Source organism: Microbacterium sp. UMB0228 (genome assembly GCF_002871415.1).
Classification (GTDB): Bacteria; Actinomycetota; Actinomycetes; order Actinomycetales; family Microbacteriaceae; genus Microbacterium.
The window spans coordinates 35,047-52,672 of the sequence record NZ_PNFU01000004.1; the positions used below are offsets into that span (position 1 = coordinate 35,047).

Below are 17,626 nucleotides of genomic sequence, written 5' to 3' on the forward strand. Positions count from 1 at the left end.
CCGAGCTCGTCGGGGCGCCGACGCCTCCAGGAGAGGGCCGCGGTCCCGGCACGGCTTCCGACTCGCTGGAGTTGCGACACCTATCCTCATCCGCCCGTGACACAGCGCCGGTGGCGGGCCGGACGCGCCCGGCCCGCCACCGTCTCACGCGGGGGCGAACGCGCGATCCAGCAGCGGACGCGTCGCCCAGGTGCTCGCCCAGACGACTCCGATGCCGACGGCGACGACGGTCGCGATCGTCATCAGCGAGAGAGGTGCGATGATCAGCGCGATGCCCACCAGCGGGAACACGAGCACGGCAGCGCACAGCGCGGATCCCACCGCCGTCACCAGCAGCGGCGACATGATCGCGCGACGACGCGCGCGGTCCACGGTCTCGACGGGCATGCCCAGGTGGTGCAGGCTCTCGTGCAGGTCGCTCTTGTCGAGCACGTCCGAGGCCTGATTCACGCCGACGGAGGCGGCCACCATGAGGAACGAGCCGATGAGGGTGATGATGAGCCCGGTGCGGATGTCCTCCGCGAGCGCGATGCTGGAGGGATCGTCGCTCGCCCCGATCGTGTCGAGGAGCGCGACGCCGGTGCCCGCGAAGACGGCCATGAAGCTCGCCATCGCGATGCCGCCGACCTGACGCCAGGCTGCTTTCGGAGAGTCGAGAACGAGGCGAGCGGCGAGCAGCCGCTCCGGGCGCTCCGCCCGCCGGAGCTGGCGCCCCGCCGAGACCTTCAGCACCCACGGACCGAGCAGATTGAGGACGCTCAGCGCGAGCGCGAACATCGCGGCGAGCACGGCGATCGTCGCCACGACCCCGCCGATCATCGGGAAGACCTTGATGAGCACGAACGCGATGGCGATGCCCGCGACTGCGATGACGGCGCGGATCCAGTGCACGCTCGTCGGCGCCGTGCGCGTGCGGACGCCGAGCGGCGAGATCACGACGCGACGCAGCCCCACGACGGCGCTTCCCGCGGCGAGCAGCAGGACGCCGCCCACGACGGCGGCGATCATCACCGGGGAGAGAACGACCGCGGCCAGGCCGAGCGGCTCGCCGCGGAACGGTATCAGACCGATGAGCGGACTCAGGGCCAGGTGGCCCCCGATACCGATGACGGCGCCGGCGGCGGCGACGAGGACCGACTCGACCACCGTGGCCGTCGTCACACCACCCGGGGTCACCCCGAGCAGCCGCAGCGTGGATAGCCGTTCGTCGCGGCGCCGCGCGGACAACCGGGCGGCGGCGCCGCCGAGCGAGGTCAGCGGCACGACAAGCAGGACGAGAGCGATGGCGGCGAGGCCCTGGTAGAGAACAGCCTCGTCGTCGGTCCAGGTCCAGAAGGCCTGGGCCCCGCCGACGACGGTGAGGACGAGGGTCGTGACCACCGCGAAGGCGACGATCGGGAGCGCAAGGACGCTGCGCTGTCCGGGAGCCGGACGCAGGAGCAGGCCGAGGACGGAGAGATTCATGCGTTCACCGCCGAGCCGAGGATGCGACCGTCCCGGACGGCGACGGTGCGCGTGCAGCGTGCGGCGACGTCGGCGTCGTGCGTGACGACGATGAGGGTGCGGCCCTGCCCGGTCGTGGACCAGAGGAGAGCGTCCATGACCTCGGCGGAGGTGTGCGAATCCAGAGCGCCGGTCGGCTCGTCGGCGAAGACGAGGTCCGCACCCGTCGCCTGGGCTCTGGCGATGGCCACACGCTGCGCCTGTCCTCCCGACAGCTCGCCGATGCGCCGTTCCTCCATGCCGCGGAGGCCCAGTGCCGCGAGCCACGACGCCGCATGGGGGAGGGCGTCCTTCTTGGCGACGCCGTTGATCATCGAGGCGAGGGCGACGTTCTCCACCGCCGTCAGCTCGGGGATCAGCAGTCCCTGCTGGAAGACGAACCCGAAGCGCTCGCGACGCAGGCGGGAGCGCGCCGCCTCACCCAGCGCGGTCACGTCGATGGCCGTGCCCGTTGAGGGATGGAAGACCACGCGGCCGCTGTCCGGTGCGGTGATTCCCGCCAGCACATGCAGGAGCGTCGTCTTCCCCGAGCCCGACGCGCCCATGATGGCGACGGACTCGCCGCGGTGCACCGCGAGGTCGACACCGGCGAGGGCGTGGGTGACGCCGTAGGTCTTGACGAGGGCGTGGGCTTCGATCACGGGAGTGTTCATGTTCCCAGCCTCGCCGTGAGGCCGTGCCGGTGTCGTCGGCCCGGCGGATGAAGCTGAGCGGCAGCCGTCATCCGGGAGGATGACGGCCGCCGCTCGTCGTCAGATCTTCTTCTGCCACGCCCCTGCGTACGACACGGGCACGAAGCCGATCGCTTCGTTGATGTCGAGCATCGGCCGGTTCTCCTCCGCATTGTAGGTCGAGACGACGGGAGACTCCGGAACGAGCTCCCGCCAGCGCAGCAGATTCGCGCACTTGACGATCGTGCCGAGCCGGTGACCGCGATGGTTCTTCGACACCAAGGTGCCGAACTGGTGCGTCGTGCCGGACCGATCGGCGCCGATCAGCAGCTCGTTGTAGGCCACGAGCGTCGCGGACGGAACGTGCTCCACCGCCACGACGGACACGGTCTGCCCGGCCCCGGTCAGCCGTGCGTCACGACGGATGACGCGGTCGGCATCCCAGACCTCGGCCACGAAGTCCATGTCGCCGCTCGGGGCGTCGGTCGACAGACGAGCGAGGACGGCCGCATAGCCGTCGCGCAGTTCCGGGGGAGTGGGGAGGAGCCATTCGACGATGCGATAGTCCGGTCCTGCCGCATCGAGAGCCGCGCGCAGGGCGTCGCGTAGCGGTTCGGTATCGCGGCGCAGGTCGAACTCGCTGTTCCGCTCGACCTGCTCGAGCGTGTAGCCGTAGCTGGCGACGAGATCGCTCTCGGCAGTAGCCGGAATCCGTCCCCATCCGGTCCGCGGCATGAGCATGCGCTCCCCCTCTTCGGGCCGATGCAGGGTCCACATCTGGAGAACGCTCCGTCCCCGCGTCCGCCCCTCGGCTTCGGCTCGGTCGAGCAGCGCCTCCTCGATGCCTCGCCCCCAGTGCGCGGCCGGGACGAGGAGATCGATCTCCGCGGCGTTCGCATCGGACTCCTGCGCGAAGGAGACGGTCACCATGCCGACGATCTCATCTCCTTCGCGGGCGACGAATCCGAGGTCCAGCGAATCGGAGTCGTCCTGCCAGTCCGGCAGCATCTGCGCGGCGTCCGGGGCGAGCTCGGGGAGACCGACCTGCTCGTCGCAGATCTGTCGGTTCAGGGCGCCGTACGCGCGGAAGTCCGCGGCGTTCGCTTCGTCGAGGGTGGCCGGGACGATCAACGGCGTGATCGTCAGTGCGGCGGTCATCATGTCAGGTCCTTCGTGTCGGAGGGAGGAGGAGGTGCCGGCTGTCCCGGCGCCCGTCCGCGGGTGTACGGACGGACGCCGGGCCGGCGTCGCTGCGGTCGTCATCGCCCGGTCAGCGCATCCCGCGCTGCATGTCGTACATGAGGAGGGCGTGCGACTCCGCGGCCGAGCGGTGACGCTGCTCTCCGACGAGGAACAGGTCGCCGGGATCGACGGTCCACGACCGGCGCGGACGACGGGGCCGCTGTGCCCGCTGGAACAGCCAGAGGCCGATCCGGAGCGAGAGGCGGTCCGCGATGCCGAGCTCGCGGAGCTCGTCGTCGCGGGGGATCTGGAGGACCTCGCGGTCCTCGGTATCGGGCGGATGGGTGGTGCTGCGTGACAGCGTGATGTTCACGATGGTTCCTTCGAAAGGGGTGGATGGGTGCGGAAGCACCACGTCAGGACCGAGTCGTCGGCCGCGGCGGGTGCGGACGAGAGCAGCGCCTGCGGAGCCGCGGAATGCGGAGGCCGGAGGCGGCGGGGATCCATGATCCGAGGGGATCAGAGGGTGGGACGCGACAGAACAGGCGGGAGAAGACCCGGATCGGGCCTGCGTTCCCAGGCTGCGGTTCTAGCCGAGCGAGCCGTGACGGACGCCGGCGGTCACCGATGCCGCGAGGCGCGGCGCGGAGTGCGCGGGCGCGGCGAGGCCAAAGACCTCTGCGGTGTGCTGAGTGATCATCATCGGTAACCTCCTTTCGTGTGGCGATCCGGAGGCCACCGTAGCGAAACTCTCAGGAGATCGTCAAGCATTTCGTGGTAGCACCGGCGTGTCGCGGTGGAGGCGGGGGCCGCGACGACCGCGCGGGATACCGGCCGTTCCGCGGGATTCCGGTAGCGTAGCGGCGTGAATCTCCCCGGACGAGCGGTCGCCCCATGCATCTGAAGAGCCTGACGCTCAAGGGATTCAAGTCGTTCGCGCAGCCCACGACCTTCGTGTTCGAGCCCGGCGTCACGTGCATCGTCGGACCGAACGGCTCCGGCAAGTCGAATGTCGTCGACGCCCTCGCGTGGGTGATGGGGGAGCAGGGGGCGAAGACGCTCCGCGGCGGGAAGATGGAAGACGTCATCTTCGCCGGCACCTCGACCCGTGGTCCCCTCGGGCGCGCCGAGGTGCAGCTCACGATCGACAATGCCGACGGCGCGCTGCCGATCGAGTACGCCGAGGTCACCATCAGCCGCACGCTCTTCCGCAACGGCTCCAGCGAGTACGCCATCAACGGCGAGAGCTGCCGTCTGCTCGATGTGCAGGAGCTGCTCAGCGACTCCGGCCTGGGTCGGGAGATGCACGTCATCGTGGGTCAGGGTCGGCTTGACACCGTGCTCCAGGCCTCGCCGGAGGATCGCCGCGGCTTCATCGAGGAGGCGGCCGGCATCCTCAAGCACCGTCGTCGCAAGGAGAAGACGCTGCGCAAGCTCGACGCGATGGAGGCCAACCTCACGCGTCTGAGCGACCTCGCCGGGGAGATCCGCCGACAGCTCAAGCCCCTCGGGCGCCAGGCGGAGATCGCGCGTGAGGCGCAGACCATCGCCGCCGTCGTGCGCGATGCCAAGGCCCGCCTGTTCGCCGACGACGTCGTGGCGCTGCGCACAGCCCTCGCGGACCACACCCGGACCGAGCAGGAGCGGCACACCGAGCGTCTCGTGCTGTCCGACCAGGCCGAGACGGTGCGCGCCGGGATCGCTCGGCTGGAGAAGAACCAGAACTCGATCGCGGTCGACGAGGCACGCAGCGTCGCGTTCGGCCTCGAACAGGTGCAGGAGCGGATGCGCGGGCTGTACACGCTCGCCAACCAGCGCCTCGCGCTCCTCGGGTCCGAGGAGGACGACGCGGCCGTGACCGCGGTGACCGTCACGCAGGCGACCATCGACGAGGCGAAGGAGGACATCGAGACGATCTCCTCCGGCCTCGGCGACGCTCAGGACGCCGCGGCCGCCGCCAGCCGCGAGGTCGTGAACGCTCGTGCCGAGCTCGACACGCTCGACGTCGACATCGCGGAGCAGAGCGCGCTCGTCTCCGAGTACGACATGCGGCTCTCCTCGCTCCGCGGGAACGCCGATGCGGCCGCGTCCGCACTGGCTGCCGTCCGTGGTGCGGTGCTCCGTCAGGAGAACGCCCTCGAAGCAGCGCACGCCCGGCGGCGCGAGGCCGAAGAGGCCCTGGAGGCGATCGACGACGCGGAAGCTCCCGAGGGCACGGCCGTCGAGTATGCCGCCGCCTACGAGAGCGCCCAGCGTGCGGCGACGGCGGCGGAGGCGGAACGGGAGAGCCTTCGCGAGCGCCTGCACGCCGCGGAGCGCGAGGTCGACGCCCTCACGGCGAAGGCCGCCGCGTTGAGCAGTGCGCTGTCGCTGTCGGGAGGTGCCGCCGAGATCGTCGCGGAGGGCGGCCCCGGAATCCGCGGTCTCGTCGGCGATGCCGTGCAGGTGCGGGCGGGATACGAAGCCGCGATCGCGGCGGTGCTCGGTCCCCTGGCCGAGGGCGTGCTGGTCGGTTCCGCGGAGGATGCGTTCATCCTGGCGGCGGAGGCTGCGGAGCGCCGCCGTGGGGTGGTCGACTTCGTGGTCGCCGAGGCCCCGAGGGAGCGGGCGTCGCACCCGGCCGTCGACGGCGTGATCGCCGCGACCGAGACGGTGACCGCGCCGGACGGCGTTCTCGGGATACTGGCGCATGTGCTCATCGCCGACGACCTCAATGCGGCGCGGGCCGCACGGAGCGCTCTGGATGCGGCAGGTGACACCGCGACCACGATCGTGACGACCAGGGGCGACGTCATCACCGCCCAGACGCTGCGGACCGGCTCCGGAGGGGAGCGATCTCGCCTCGAACTCGCGGCCGAGCGCGATGCCGCGACCGAGCGGCTCACCGAGATCCAGATCGTCGTCGATTCCCTGCGCGAGGCGCGCATCGACGCCGACGAGGCCGTGGAGGAGACGCGGCGGCAGGCGAAGGACGCGCTGCGCGCCCTTCGCGAGCACGACGCCGCCCTCGCGACGCATGCGGAGCAGGTCAACAAGGTGACAGTGCGCCATGAGGCCGCGGTCGCCGAATGCGACCGTCTCGAGACCGGCCTCGCCCAGGCGCAGGCCGCCGTGGCGGACGCGGAGGCGAAGGCGGAGGCCGCGAAGGCGGAGCTCGACGCCGCGGTCGCCGCGCCGCGTCCGGTGCTCGACGCCTCGGCGCGCGATGGACTGCTCGAGGCGCTGGAGCGGGCCCGCGAGGGCGAGGTCCGTGCTCGCCTGGAGGTCGAGACCCTGCGCGAGCGGGTCCGGGCGGCGCAGTCGCGGGTGACAGCGCTGGAACGGCAGCGCGAGCAGGAGCGGGACGCCGCGGCGGAGGCCGCCCGCCGCGCTGTCATCCGCCGGGCGCAGCGCGAGGCGGCGTCCGGAGTCGTGGACGAGCTGCCGCGCATCCTCGACTCCCTCGACCGCTCGGTCACCGAGGCCCGCGTCGCCCTGGCGGAGGCGGAAGCCGCGCGGTCGGCGCAGAACGAGGAACTGGTCGCCCTGCGCACCCAGGAGTCGTCGCTGCGGGAGCGTCTGGCCGGGCTCACGGAGAGCGTGCACGGCCTGGAGCTGCAGATCCACGAGAAGAAGCTCCACCTGAACAGCCTGTTGGAGCGCGTGTCCTCGGAGCTCTCGCTGGACGAGGACGTGCTCGTCGCCGAGTACGGTCCTGATCAGCTCGTGCCGCGGGATCCCGGGACGGAGGCGGCCGACGGCGAACTGCTCGACGACACCGCGATCCCGTTCGACCGACGCATCCAGCAGCGGCGCCTCGCGGACGCGGAGCGGAAACTCGCCCAACTCGGGAGGGTCAACCCGCTCGCGCTGGAGGAGTTCGCCGCCCTGGAGCAGCGCCACGCGTTCCTCACCACGCAGCTCGCGGACCTGACGCAGACCCGGCAGGACCTCTTGACGATCATCGCCGACCTCGACGAGCGCATGCAGACGATCTTCGCCAGCGCGTTCGAGGACACCAAGGAGGCGTTCGGTCAGGTCTTCCCGCTGCTGTTCCCCGGCGGCACGGGCAGCATCTCGCTGACCGATCCGGAGAACATGCTGACGACGGGGATCGAGGTCTCGGTCCGTCCCGTCGGGAAGAAGATCGAGCGGCTGTCGCTGCTGTCCGGGGGTGAGCGGTCTCTGGCCGCGGTGGCGCTCCTGGTGGCGATCTTCAAGGCGCGCCCCAGCCCGTTCTACATCCTCGACGAGGTCGAGGCCGCCCTGGACGACGCGAACCTCGGCCGGCTCCTCACGGTGTTCGAGCAGCTGCGCGAGAGCTCCCAGCTCCTCGTCATCACGCACCAGAAGCGGACGATGGAGATCGCCGACGCCCTCTACGGCGTGTCCATGCGCCAGGACGGCGTCTCCGCGGTGGTCGGTCAGCGCGTCGGTGACCGCGCCGCCGCCGCCGTCTGACTCGTCGCGGGCACAGCTGCGGAGATCGTGGCCCCCACCTGGCGTGTCGGCGGTCGGATCCGGCGTGTCGCCCGCGGCCTCCGAAGCTGTGCTCGGACGAACCGGGGGAAGGTCACATCGTGAGGGACTGTTCGAAGGCGGTCACGGCGGCGGGGAAGCCGGGGTGGTCCTGGGGACGGTGAGCGAAACCGGAGAGGACGATGTGGTCGGCTCCGACATCGACGAGCCGTCGGGCGATGAGCTCATACTCCTCGTTCCAGCCGCCGGTGACCACGAGGGTCGGCACCCCGGCGAGAGTACGCTCCCGGATGCCGTGTCCCCACGGAACGGTCGTCGTCGCCCACCGCTGGGCGACGGCGCGCTCGTCCTCCCAGCGCTCCCGCGTGGCGGAGCCGCCGAACATGAGCGGGCGCAGGATCGACCAGAAGCCGTAGAGGTCGTCCTCGGCCGCGCGTGATCGCGCCTCCGTGACCACGGCGATATGCCGCTCGATCGGCGCGTCACCGCGAGCGATGTCGTACAGGGCGGGCTCGACGAGGACGAGGCCGAACACCCGCAGGCCGTCGGTGACGGCGCGGACCGCGGTCACCGCGCCGATGGAGTGGGCGAACAGGAGCGGCGTCCGGTCACGTTCTCCCTCGACGAGAGCGCCCGCCTGCGCTTCGACGGACGACTCCGGCGGGAAGCTGAGGAAGGTCCCCGACTCCGGATCGTGCGAGGGCCATGCGGCGGTGCCGCGCCTCCCGGCGCCATGGAGGAACACCCGGTGCGGGAGCGGCGCGCGGTGCATCCCTGGATGCTACCCGTAGGCTGGACGCATGGCAGAGAAGTCCTGGTCTCTCGGTCGCGCGCTGCGCGGCATGTTCGTGAAGCCCACCATCGACGAGACGACGTGGGAAGACCTGGAGACGGCGCTGATCACGGCGGACTTCGGCCCCGACATCAGCGAGCGCATCGTCGAAGAGCTGCGCGACAAGGTCGCGAAGTACCGCACCACCGACCCCAAGGACCTCCAGCGCATGCTGCGGGAGACCCTGGAGGAGCACTTCGCGAAGTTCGACACCACACTCAAGCTCACCGAGCGCCCGGCCGTGGTCCTCGTCGTCGGGGTGAACGGTGTGGGCAAGACGACAACGATCGGCAAGTTCACGAAGTTCCTCCGCGGTTACCAGCGGAGCGTGGTCGTGGGAGCCGCCGACACCTTCCGTGCCGCGGCCGTGGACCAGCTCGCCACCTGGGCCCAGCGCGGGGGAGCGGCCATCGTCCGCCCGCAGCAGGAAGGCCAGGACCCGGCTTCCGTCGCCTTCCAGACCGTCGAGTACGCGAAGCGCGAGGGTATGGAGATCGCGATCATCGACACGGCGGGACGCCTGCACACCAAGGGCGGCCTCATGGACGAACTGGGCAAGATCCGCCGTGTCGTGGAGAAGCAGGCTCCCATCAGCGAGGTGCTGCTGGTCCTCGATGCGACGACGGGGCAGAACGGCGTCATGCAGGCGGAGACCTTCCTGCAGCACGCCGGCGTCACAGGTCTCGTGCTCACCAAGCTCGACGGCTCGGCCAAGGGCGGCTTCGTGCTCGCGGTGCAGGAGCGCACGGGCATCCCGGTGAAGCTCCTCGGCCAGGGCGAGGGCATCGACGATCTGACCGGTTTCACGCCGCACGTCTTCGTGCAGGCGCTGGTCGGCTGACACAGGGCTTTCGCCCCGAGCACCAGGCTGGTTTCATAGCGTTATGGCGATCGAACACGACTACTTCGGACTGCTGTCGTCGGGCCCCGACGGCTCGATCTTCTGGTCGGAGACGGTCGAGGTCGGCGACCAGAGCGTGACCGTGGATCTGACGGCCCCGGACCAGGACGACGTCTCCGCCGACGCCCTCGACATCGCCGCCGGGCTCATCGCCGGCCTGGAGAACGTGGATGCGACCGCACGGCGCGGGATGCTCGCCGAGGTGGACGACCGCACGAGCGAGGTGACCGAGTACATCCTGCAGCAGCAGGAGGTGTTCGGCGACGACCTCCCCGACGTCCTCATCGACGTGTCCGGAGATGCGGCCGTGGACATCATCCGATCGCTGCGGCTGATGAGCATGACCATCCTCGCGGACGAGCACGGTGGGTCCGAACCGTTCGCCGTCCTGGAGTACGCGCTCGACGACAGCGCCACCGACGACGTGCTCCTGGTCAACCTGGGTTCCGACGGCAGCGTGCAGTCGGTCATGAGCGCCGACTGACCGCCGCGCGTCAGACCGCCTGCGCGAAGCCGAGGTCGGCGCTCTCCGCGATGTGCGCGAGGTGTGGGGGGATCTCGCGCCCCTTCGAGGTCATCGACTGCGCCCAGAGCCGTCCGGCCCGGTACGAGGAGCGCACCAGCGGACCGGCCAGAACCCCGAGGAAGCCGATCCGCTCCGCCTCCTCCTTGAACTCGACGAACTCGGCCGGTTTCACCCACCGTGACACCGGGAGATGACGCGGGGTCGGGCGGAGGTACTGGGTGATGGTGATGATGTCGCAGCCGGCATCGTGGAGGTCCTGCAGCGCCTGGACGACCTCCTCCGGCTCCTCGCCCATGCCGAGGATGAGGTTCGACTTCGTGATGAGTCCGGCGTCGCGGGCCTGCGTGAGAACGTTGAGGGAGCGCTCATAGCGGAACGCCGGTCGGATGCGCTTGAAGATGCGGGGCACGGTCTCCACGTTGTGCGCGAACACCTCGGGACGGGCATCGAAGATCTGGCCGAGGAAGGCCGGGTCCGCGTTGTGCTCGTTGGCCAGCAGCTCCACGCCGGTGTTCGGGTTCAGCTCGTGGATCTTGCGCACCGTCTCGGCGTTGAGCCAGGCCCCGGTGTCGGGGAGGTCGTCGCGGGCCACGCTCGTGACGGTCGCGTATCGGAGGTTCATCCGCTGCACGCTCTCGGCCACGCGTCGCGGCTCGTCGGTGTCGTAATCAGCGGGCTTTCCCGTGTCGATCTGGCAGAAGTCGCAGCGGCGTGTGCACTGGGAGCCGCCGATGAGGAAGGTCGCCTCCCGGTCCTCCCAGCACTCATAGATGTTCGGGCAGCCGGCCTCCTGGCACACCGTGTGCAGGTCCTCGCTCTTGACGAGCGAGTGCAAGGCGGAGTACTCCGGCCCCATCTTGGCCCTGGTCTTGATCCACTCGGGCTTGCGCTCGATCGGGGTCTCGGCGTTGCGGATCTCGAGGCGGAGGAGCTTGCGCCCCTCGGGTGCGGCGGTCATGCCGGGACTCCTGTCAGGTCGGGTGCGTGCGCGGTGCGGAAGGCGTCCTGCACGGCGTCGACGAGGTCGAGCGGGCCGACCACGCGGCCGGACACCTCGCTCACCGTGGTCACGCCGGCGTCGGTGATGCCGCAGGGGATGATGTCGCGGAAGGGGGCGAGACTGTTGTCGCAGTTGATGGCGAAGCCGTGCATGGTCACGCCCTGCTGCACCCGCACGCCGATCGCGGCCACCTTGTCCTCCGAGAGCGGTCGGCGCACCCACACACCGCTGCGCCCCTCGACCTGGTGCCCGTCGACCCCGAACGGACGCAGCACCTCGATGAGGATCCGCTCCAGACGCCGGACGTGTGCGACCACGTCCATCGGCTCCGGCAGCCGGAAGATCGGATAGCCGACGAGCTGTCCCGGCCCGTGCCAGGTGATCTTCCCGCCGCGGTCGACGTCGATGACCGGGGTCCCGTCCTGAGGGCGCTCGTGGTCCTCCGTGCGCTTGCCCGCGGTGTAGACGGCCGCGTGCTCGAGCAGGATGAGCGTGTCTGGGCGGGCACCGGACACGACGTCCGCGTGCACGCGGCGCTGCAGGGCCCAGCCGTCGGGATAGGGGACAGGGGTCGGCATGAAGCCGGGGGTGAGGATGTCGAGCATGCGTCGTCGCTTCCCTCTAATACATGGATTGCGTCCAACAATACATCCTCGTCCGGGGTGCGGCGCGGCGCGCGGTACCGTGAAGTCATGAACCGGACTGGTCGCGCCGGCCGCCCGAAGGCCTCCTCGCGCGAGACCCTCGCCGAGGCCGCCTGCGAGCTCTTCCTGGAGCGCGGGTACGAGGCCACGTCCATCGCCGACATCACGCAGCGGGCGGGGGTCAGCCGGTCGAGCTTCTTCAACTACTTCACGTCCAAGAGCGACGTGCTGTGGTCGGGTATCGACGAGCGCATCGGCGTCGCCATCACCGCGCTGGGCGACCTCGGCCGCGAGGCCACGGGAGAGCGGGTGCGGCTGATCCTCCACGACATCGTGCAGGACTTCGCGCCGGATCCTCTGGCGCTGGCACTGCGGAACGCGGCGGCCATGGCCCTCGAGGAGGAGCTGGTGCGGGAGACGGGCGTCCGTCTGGCGCGCCTCTCCGCCGCCGTCTCCCGGGCGGCGTGCGCGGCCGGGATCGACGTCATGCGCGCCGACGTGCTCGGGGCCGCGCAGGCCGCCGCTGTCATGTCGGCGCTCCGGGTGTGGGCGGAGGAGGGCGCCGGCCGCGGCACTCCGGAGTCCGTGCTGCACGAGGCCCTCGCCCGCGTGCACGATCTCCCCTGGAGGGACTGACCGCCCTCGCGAGACCCCGGTTTCGCGGCGAGGCCCCGGCGTGCTCACGCTTGCGGGGCGGGGTCTCGACGGCGAGGCGGGGTTCCGGCGAGTCGCCTCCGTGCCGCGCTGAGCGTGGAGGCTCCGCTCGCGTAGAATCGTAGGCACCATGGCTACCTTTGGCACGCTCTCCGATCGGCTCACCGACACCTTCCGCAACCTGCGCACGAAGGGAAAGCTCACCGCCGCCGACGTCGACGGCACGGTGCGCGAGATCCGTCGCGCTCTGCTCGATGCCGACGTCGCGCTCGCGGTCGTCAAGGACTTCACCGCCAAGGTGCGCGAGCGCGCTCTCGGCGACGAGGTCAACAAGGCGCTGAACCCCGCGCAGCAGGTGGTGCAGATCGTCAACGAGGAACTCGTCCAGATCCTCGGCGGTGAGCAGCGGCGCCTGCAGTTCGCCAAGACGGCGCCGACCGTGATCATGCTCGCCGGCCTCCAGGGTTCGGGGAAGACGACGTTCGCCGGCAAGCTCGCCAAGCAGCTCGAGAGTGAGGGCCACACGCCGCTCCTCGTGGCCGCCGATCTCCAGCGTCCGAACGCCGTGAACCAGCTCCAGGTGGTCGCGGAGCAGGCCGGAGCCACCGTGTACGCGCCCGAGCCCGGCAACGGCGTCGGCGATCCCGTGAAGGTTTCGCGCGACGGTGTCGAGCACGCCCGCCGGCAGCAGCACGACGTGGTCATCATCGACACCGCCGGCCGCCTCGGTGTCGACGCCGAGCTCATGAAGCAGGCCGCCGACATCCGCAAGGCGGTCAACCCGGACGAGGTGCTCTTCGTCATCGACGCGATGATCGGTCAGGACGCCGTCAACACCGCCAAGGCCTTCCAGGAGGGCGTGGACTTCACCGGCGTCGTGCTCTCCAAGCTCGACGGCGACGCGCGAGGCGGAGCGGCGCTGTCGGTCGCCTCGGTCACGGGTCGCCCGATCATCTTCGCCTCCACGGGCGAGCGGCTGGAAGACCTCGAGCCGTTCCACCCCGACCGGATGGCGAGCCGCATCCTCGACCTCGGCGACATCCTCACCCTCATCGAGCAGGCCCAGCAGGCCTTCGACGAGGAGGAGGCACGCAAGGTCGCGGAGAAGCTCGCGAACGAGGCCTTCACCCTGGAGGACTTCCTCGAGCAGCTCCAGCAGATGAAGAAGATGGGCTCGATGAAGAAGATGCTCGGGATGCTCCCGGGCATGGGCCAGATGAAGCAGCAGCTCGAGGACTTCGACGAGCGCGAGATCGACCGCACCGAGGCCATCATCCGGTCCATGACGCCGGTCGAGCGTCGCAACCCCAAGATCCTCAACGGCTCGCGCCGTCTGCGCATCGCGCGCGGTTCCGGCATGACCGTGACGGACGTGAACCAGCTTGTCCAGCGCTTTGAGCAGGCCGCGAAGATGATGAAGACGGTCGCCCGTGGCGGCACGCCGAACATCCCCGGCATGGGCCCGGTGCCCGGCATGGGCAAGCCCGGCGCCTCGTCGAAGCGCGGCAAGAAGGGCAAGGGTGGCGGCGGCAACCGCTCCCGCTCCGGAAACCCCGCGAAGCGCGCGGCGGAGAACGCCGGCCTCGCGGCCTCGTCGGCACCGACCGGCTCGGGCTTCGGCCTCGGTGGGGGAGGCGCGGCTCCCTCGGAGGCGGACCTCGCTGAGATCCAGAAGCTGTTCGGCAAGGGCTGAGCGGTCGGGACCTCAGCGCACGGCGACCGGCGCGGCCGAAGGGTCGACCGTGGTCGCGGGCGTGCCTCGCGGCCGTGCCGCGAACTGCCCGCCGACGAGGGCGGCGAGCGTGATCACGATGCCCGCCACCTGGACCGGGGTGAAGCTCTCGCCGACCACGAGCACGCCGAGCAGCGTCGCGACGATCGGTGAGAGCAGCGCGAGGAGCCCGGGCACGATCACGGGCAGGCGCTGGATCCCGCGGAACCACAGCGTGTACGCGACGATCCCTCCGGCCGTCGCGAGCCAGAGGTAGCCGAGGAGCGCATCGGCGTCGAGGGCAGGAGGCGGGCCCTCGACCGCAAAGGTAAGGGGGAGGAGCAGCAGTCCTCCCGCGGTGAGCTGCCAGCCCGCGTAGGCCACGGGACCGACCCCGGCGGGGCGTCCCCAGCGCTTGGTGAGGATCATCCCGAGGCCCGTCGCGGTCACCCCGCCGAGTGCCGCGACGAGGCCCCAGAAGTCCAGCGCGGCGGCAGGGCCGAGGACGACGAGGGCGACCCCCGCCGCTCCGGCGACGGCGGCGGCCGCGGAGACCGGTCGGACACGTTCCCCGAGCACGAGCGCCCCGAGTCCCAGCACGATGAGCGGCTGCGCACCGGCGACGGCGGCAGCCACCCCGCCGGGGAGGCGTTCGGCCGCGAGGAACAGCAGCGGGAAGAACGCGCCGATGTTGAGGGCGCCGAGCACGAGGGCCTTACCCCACCAGACGCCGTGCGGCAGGCGCCGGGCCAGCAGCACCGCGAGGAGGCCCGCAGGAAGCGAGCGGAGGAGGCCGGCGAGGAGCGGATGCCCAGCGGGGAGCATCTCCGTCGTCACCAGATAGGTCGTACCCCACGCCGCCGGCGCGAGGGCCGTGACGAGGGTGAGCGTGAGGCGGTTCATGCTCCCAGCCTGCGCGCCGCATCCAGATGAGTCCAACGCATTGTTGTCACGCTATCCATGACGAGCGATCATGGAACCGTGGAACTCCAGCAGCTGCGATATGTCGTCGCCGTGGCGGACACCGGCTCGTTCACCCGCGCGGCGGAGCGCTGTCACGTCACGCAGTCGGCGCTCAGCCATCAGGTCGCCGCACTCGAACGCGAGTTGGGCGTGCGGCTGTTCGCGCGCACCAGCCGCAGCGTCCGTGCGACCGAGTCCGGAGAGGCGTTCCTCCGCTCCGCGCGTCTCGCCGTGCGCGCCGCGGATCAGGCGAGGGAGGATGCCGCGGCCGCTGCGGGCGAAGTCGTCGGAACGCTCCGGCTCGGGATCATCCCCACGGTGACCGCCGTCGACGTCCCCGCGCTCCTCGTGGCCTATCGCACCGCGCATCCGGCCGCCCGCGTAGAGCTTCGCGAGGGGAACAGCGACGGCCTCATGACTGCGATCCGTCAGGGCGACCTCGATGTCGCCTTCCTCGGGCTTCGGGAAGGTGTGGAGCCCCAGGGTGTGGCGTCTCGACCCCTGTCCCACGAGCCGCTGGTAGCGGTGCTGCCTCGCGGGCACCACCTCGCCGCGAAGCGGCGGGTGCGGCTGAGCGACCTCGCGGACTCCGCTTTCGCAGACTTCCCCGCCGGAACCTCGGGGCGGGCGCAGAGCGACGCAGCCTTTCTCGCCGCACAGGTGCGGCGGGACGTGGCTTTCGAATCCGACACGGCCGCGAGTCTGATCGGCCTGGTCGCTGCGGGCCTCGCCGTCACGCTGCTCGCGCCCGGGGTGGTGCGGGGCTATCGAGACGTCGTCGACACGGTGGCCATCCAGGACGGCCCCGTTCGTGTCGAGCACCTGGCCTGGGATGCCGTCGCACCGCGCAGCGCCGCCCGCGCCTTCCTCGACATCGTCGCGGCAGCCTCCTGAGACCCCTGTTCCGGCTGCACGACCCGCGAACGGATGCACGACGGAATCCCCGGAACGGGCGGGCCACCGTACCCGGATCGTGCAGGCGACTCGGCAGAAGGTTGAGCCGGAGACGACGAAGCGGGCCCGGGAAGAACCCGGACCCGCCTCGTCGTGCGGTGATCAGCGCACGTCGTCGTCGACCCAGTCCATCGACTTGGTGACGGCCTTGCGCCACAGGCGCAGCTGACGGTCACGCTCGGCCTCGTCGAGCGAGGGCTCCCAGCGGCGGTCCTCCTGCCAGTTCGCGGACAGGTCGTCGAGGCCGCTCCAGAAGCCGACCGCGAGGCCCGCGGCGTAGGCCGCACCGAGCGCGGTGGTCTCGGCGACCACCGGACGCACGACCGGGACGCCGAGGATGTCGGCCTGGAACTGCATGAGCGCGTCGTTGGCGACCATGCCACCGTCGACCTTGAGCTCGCTGAGGTCCACTCCGGCGTCCGCGTTGACTGCGTCGAGCACGTCGCGGGTCTGGAAGGCCACAGCCTCCAGCGCAGCGCGCGCGATGTGGTTCTTGTTCGCGTAGCGGGTGAGGCCGACGATCGCGCCACGGGCGTCCGGACGCCAGTACGGGGCGAACAGACCCGAGAACGCCGGGACGATGTACACGCCGCCGTTGTCCTCGACCTTCTCGGCCAGTTCCTCGACCTCAGGGGCGGAGGAGATGATGCCGAGCTGATCGCGCAGCCACTGGATGAGCGAGCCGGTGACGGCGATCGACCCCTCCAGCGCGTAGTGCGTGGGCTGGTCGCCGAGCTTGTAGCCGACGGTGGTGAGCAGCCCGTTCTTCGAGCGGACGATCTCCTCGCCCGTGTTGAAGATGAGGAAGCAGCCCGTGCCGTAGGTGTTCTTGCTCTCGCCCTTCTGGAACGCGGCCTGCCCGAACGTCGCCGCCTGCTGGTCGCCGAGGATGCCGGCGATCGGCGTCTCGCGCAGCAGCGACGAGCTCTCGGCAGCACCGTAGACCTCGGAGGAGGAGCGGATCTCCGGCATCATCGACCGCGGCACACCGAACGCCTCGAGGATGTCGTCGCGCCACTCCAGCGTCTCGAGGTCCATGAACATCGTGCGGGAGGCGTTCGTCACGTCGGTCGCGTGCACGCCGCCGTCGATGCCGCCGGTCAGGTTCCACAGGACCCAGGTGTCGGTCGTGCCGAAGAGCAGGTCTCCAGCCTCGGCCTTCTCGCGGGCACCCTCGACGTTCTCCAGGATCCAGGTGATCTTGGTGCCGGAGAAGTAGGTCGCCAGCGGGAGGCCGACGATCGACTTGAACCGTTCGACGCCCTCGTCGCCCGCGAGGCGGTTGACGATCTCCTGCGTGCGGGTGTCCTGCCAGACGATGGCGTTGTAGACCGGCTTGCCCGTGGTCTTGTCCCACACGACGGCCGTCTCGCGCTGGTTCGTGATGCCCACGGCGGCGATGTCGTGGCGGGTCAGATCGGCGCGCCCGAGGGCCAGACCGATCACCTCCTGGACGTTGCGCCAGATCTCGGCGGCGTCGTGCTCCACCCAGCCGGCCTTGGGAAGGATCTGCTCGTGCTCCTTCTGGCCGGTGGCGACGATGCTGCCCTTCTTGTCGAAGATGATCGCGCGGCTCGACGTCGTTCCCTGGTCGATCGCGATGATGTAGTCAGCCATGTGTTCTCCT

15 protein-coding genes are annotated in these 17,626 nt (G+C 70.4%); 6 read left to right on the plus strand and 9 right to left on the minus strand.

Features of this window, described 5'->3' with window-relative positions; all coding sequences use genetic code 11:
* Positions 1-144: 144 nt before the first annotated feature.
* The 4 genes from CJ226_RS10695 to CJ226_RS10710 all read right to left on the minus strand — a co-directional run bounded on the left by CJ226_RS10695 (position 145) and on the right by CJ226_RS10710 (position 3,729).
* Positions 145-1,464, minus strand: coding sequence for an FtsX-like permease family protein (locus CJ226_RS10695; RefSeq protein WP_062634744.1), 1,320 nt, complete (start codon positions 1,462-1,464; stop codon positions 145-147).
* A complete protein-coding gene (locus tag CJ226_RS10700; protein ID WP_062634742.1) occupies positions 1,461-2,156 on the minus strand; it encodes an ABC transporter ATP-binding protein in 696 nt (231 codons plus the stop codon). The genes CJ226_RS10695 and CJ226_RS10700 overlap by 4 nt, the downstream gene beginning before the upstream one ends.
* Positions 2,157-2,255: 99 nt before the next feature.
* Positions 2,256-3,335: a GNAT family N-acetyltransferase gene (locus CJ226_RS10705; RefSeq protein ID WP_102209164.1), complete on the minus strand. Its 1,080-nt coding sequence runs from the start codon at positions 3,333-3,335 to the stop codon at positions 2,256-2,258.
* A gap of 109 nt (positions 3,336-3,444) precedes the next feature.
* Complete coding sequence (locus CJ226_RS10710; protein ID WP_025103325.1) at positions 3,445-3,729, minus strand: hypothetical protein; 285 nt, start codon at positions 3,727-3,729, stop codon at positions 3,445-3,447.
* A gap of 521 nt (positions 3,730-4,250) precedes the next feature.
* Here CJ226_RS10710 and smc point away from each other — a divergent pair.
* The gene (smc, locus tag CJ226_RS10715) at positions 4,251-7,796 is read left to right on the plus strand and encodes a chromosome segregation protein SMC (protein WP_102209165.1); all 3,546 of its coding nucleotides are present in this window, start codon (positions 4,251-4,253) and stop codon (positions 7,794-7,796) included.
* Positions 7,797-7,908: 112 nt separating this feature from the next.
* Here the strand turns inward: smc and CJ226_RS10720 are convergent, their stop codons facing one another.
* The gene (locus CJ226_RS10720; protein ID WP_146008242.1) at positions 7,909-8,586 is read right to left on the minus strand and encodes an alpha/beta hydrolase; all 678 of its coding nucleotides are present in this window, start codon (positions 8,584-8,586) and stop codon (positions 7,909-7,911) included.
* A 28-nt stretch (positions 8,587-8,614) separates the two neighbouring features.
* Here CJ226_RS10720 and ftsY point away from each other — a divergent pair, with 28 nt between their 5' ends.
* Together ftsY and CJ226_RS10730 are read left to right on the plus strand one after the other, a co-directional pair.
* Positions 8,615-9,487, plus strand: a complete 873-nt coding sequence (gene ftsY, locus CJ226_RS10725; protein ID WP_025103328.1) for a signal recognition particle-docking protein FtsY — start codon at positions 8,615-8,617, stop codon at positions 9,485-9,487.
* Between the two features lie 43 nt (positions 9,488-9,530).
* Positions 9,531-10,031, plus strand: coding sequence for a DUF2004 domain-containing protein (locus tag CJ226_RS10730; protein WP_102209167.1), 501 nt, complete (start codon positions 9,531-9,533; stop codon positions 10,029-10,031).
* Positions 10,032-10,041: 10 nt separating this feature from the next.
* Here CJ226_RS10730 and lipA read toward each other — a convergent pair whose 3' ends face one another.
* Positions 10,042-11,031, minus strand: coding sequence for a lipoyl synthase (gene lipA / locus CJ226_RS10735; RefSeq protein ID WP_102209168.1), 990 nt, complete (start codon positions 11,029-11,031; stop codon positions 10,042-10,044).
* Entirely contained in the window at positions 11,028-11,678 is a 651-nt protein-coding gene (gene lipB / locus CJ226_RS10740; protein ID WP_025103331.1) for a lipoyl(octanoyl) transferase LipB, read from the minus strand. The genes lipA and lipB overlap by 4 nt, the downstream gene beginning before the upstream one ends.
* Before the next feature lie 87 nt (positions 11,679-11,765).
* On the opposite strand from lipB, the gene CJ226_RS10745 reads away from it, so the two are divergent.
* Both CJ226_RS10745 and ffh read left to right on the plus strand, forming a co-directional pair.
* Entirely contained in the window at positions 11,766-12,353 is a 588-nt protein-coding gene (locus tag CJ226_RS10745; RefSeq protein WP_102209325.1) for a TetR/AcrR family transcriptional regulator, read from the plus strand.
* Positions 12,354-12,501: 148 nt separating this feature from the next.
* Positions 12,502-14,064: a signal recognition particle protein gene (gene ffh / locus CJ226_RS10750; protein WP_025103333.1), complete on the plus strand. Its 1,563-nt coding sequence runs from the start codon at positions 12,502-12,504 to the stop codon at positions 14,062-14,064.
* 12 nt (positions 14,065-14,076) lie between these two features.
* Here the strand turns inward: ffh and CJ226_RS10755 are convergent, their stop codons facing one another.
* Positions 14,077-14,985 (minus strand): EamA family transporter, encoded by a 909-nt coding sequence (locus CJ226_RS10755; RefSeq protein WP_102209169.1) that lies wholly within the window; start codon positions 14,983-14,985, stop codon positions 14,077-14,079.
* A 78-nt stretch (positions 14,986-15,063) separates the two neighbouring features.
* On the opposite strand from CJ226_RS10755, the gene CJ226_RS10760 reads away from it, so the two are divergent.
* Positions 15,064-15,939, plus strand: coding sequence for a LysR family transcriptional regulator (locus CJ226_RS10760; protein WP_102209170.1), 876 nt, complete (start codon positions 15,064-15,066; stop codon positions 15,937-15,939).
* Between the two features lie 162 nt (positions 15,940-16,101).
* On the opposite strand, the gene glpK is transcribed toward CJ226_RS10760, so the two are convergent.
* A complete protein-coding gene (gene glpK, locus CJ226_RS10765; RefSeq protein WP_102209171.1) occupies positions 16,102-17,616 on the minus strand; it encodes a glycerol kinase GlpK in 1,515 nt (504 codons plus the stop codon).
* Positions 17,617-17,626 lie beyond the last annotated feature (10 nt).

What these genes read in the sequence shown, in the direction of transcription:
- CJ226_RS10755 (WP_102209169.1), bottom strand. Translation starts at nt 14,985, where the DNA reads ATGAACCGCCTCACGCTCACCCTCGTCACGGCCCTCGCGCCGGCGGCG.
- CJ226_RS10720 (WP_146008242.1), bottom strand. Translation starts at nt 8,586, where the DNA reads ATGCACCGCGCGCCGCTCCCGCACCGGGTGTTCCTCCATGGCGCCGGG.
- CJ226_RS10705 (WP_102209164.1), bottom strand. Translation starts at nt 3,335, where the DNA reads ATGATGACCGCCGCACTGACGATCACGCCGTTGATCGTCCCGGCCACC.
- lipA (WP_102209168.1), bottom strand. Translation starts at nt 11,031, where the DNA reads ATGACCGCCGCACCCGAGGGGCGCAAGCTCCTCCGCCTCGAGATCCGC.
- ftsY (WP_025103328.1), top strand. Translation starts at nt 8,615, where the DNA reads ATGGCAGAGAAGTCCTGGTCTCTCGGTCGCGCGCTGCGCGGCATGTTC.
- glpK (WP_102209171.1), bottom strand. Translation starts at nt 17,616, where the DNA reads ATGGCTGACTACATCATCGCGATCGACCAGGGAACGACGTCGAGCCGC.
- CJ226_RS10700 (WP_062634742.1), bottom strand. Translation starts at nt 2,156, where the DNA reads ATGAACACTCCCGTGATCGAAGCCCACGCCCTCGTCAAGACCTACGGC.
- ffh (WP_025103333.1), top strand. Translation starts at nt 12,502, where the DNA reads ATGGCTACCTTTGGCACGCTCTCCGATCGGCTCACCGACACCTTCCGC.
- CJ226_RS10695 (WP_062634744.1), bottom strand. Translation starts at nt 1,464, where the DNA reads ATGAATCTCTCCGTCCTCGGCCTGCTCCTGCGTCCGGCTCCCGGACAG.
- lipB (WP_025103331.1), bottom strand. Translation starts at nt 11,678, where the DNA reads ATGCTCGACATCCTCACCCCCGGCTTCATGCCGACCCCTGTCCCCTAT.
- smc (WP_102209165.1), top strand. Translation starts at nt 4,251, where the DNA reads ATGCATCTGAAGAGCCTGACGCTCAAGGGATTCAAGTCGTTCGCGCAG.
- CJ226_RS10730 (WP_102209167.1), top strand. Translation starts at nt 9,531, where the DNA reads ATGGCGATCGAACACGACTACTTCGGACTGCTGTCGTCGGGCCCCGAC.
- CJ226_RS10745 (WP_102209325.1), top strand. Translation starts at nt 11,766, where the DNA reads ATGAACCGGACTGGTCGCGCCGGCCGCCCGAAGGCCTCCTCGCGCGAG.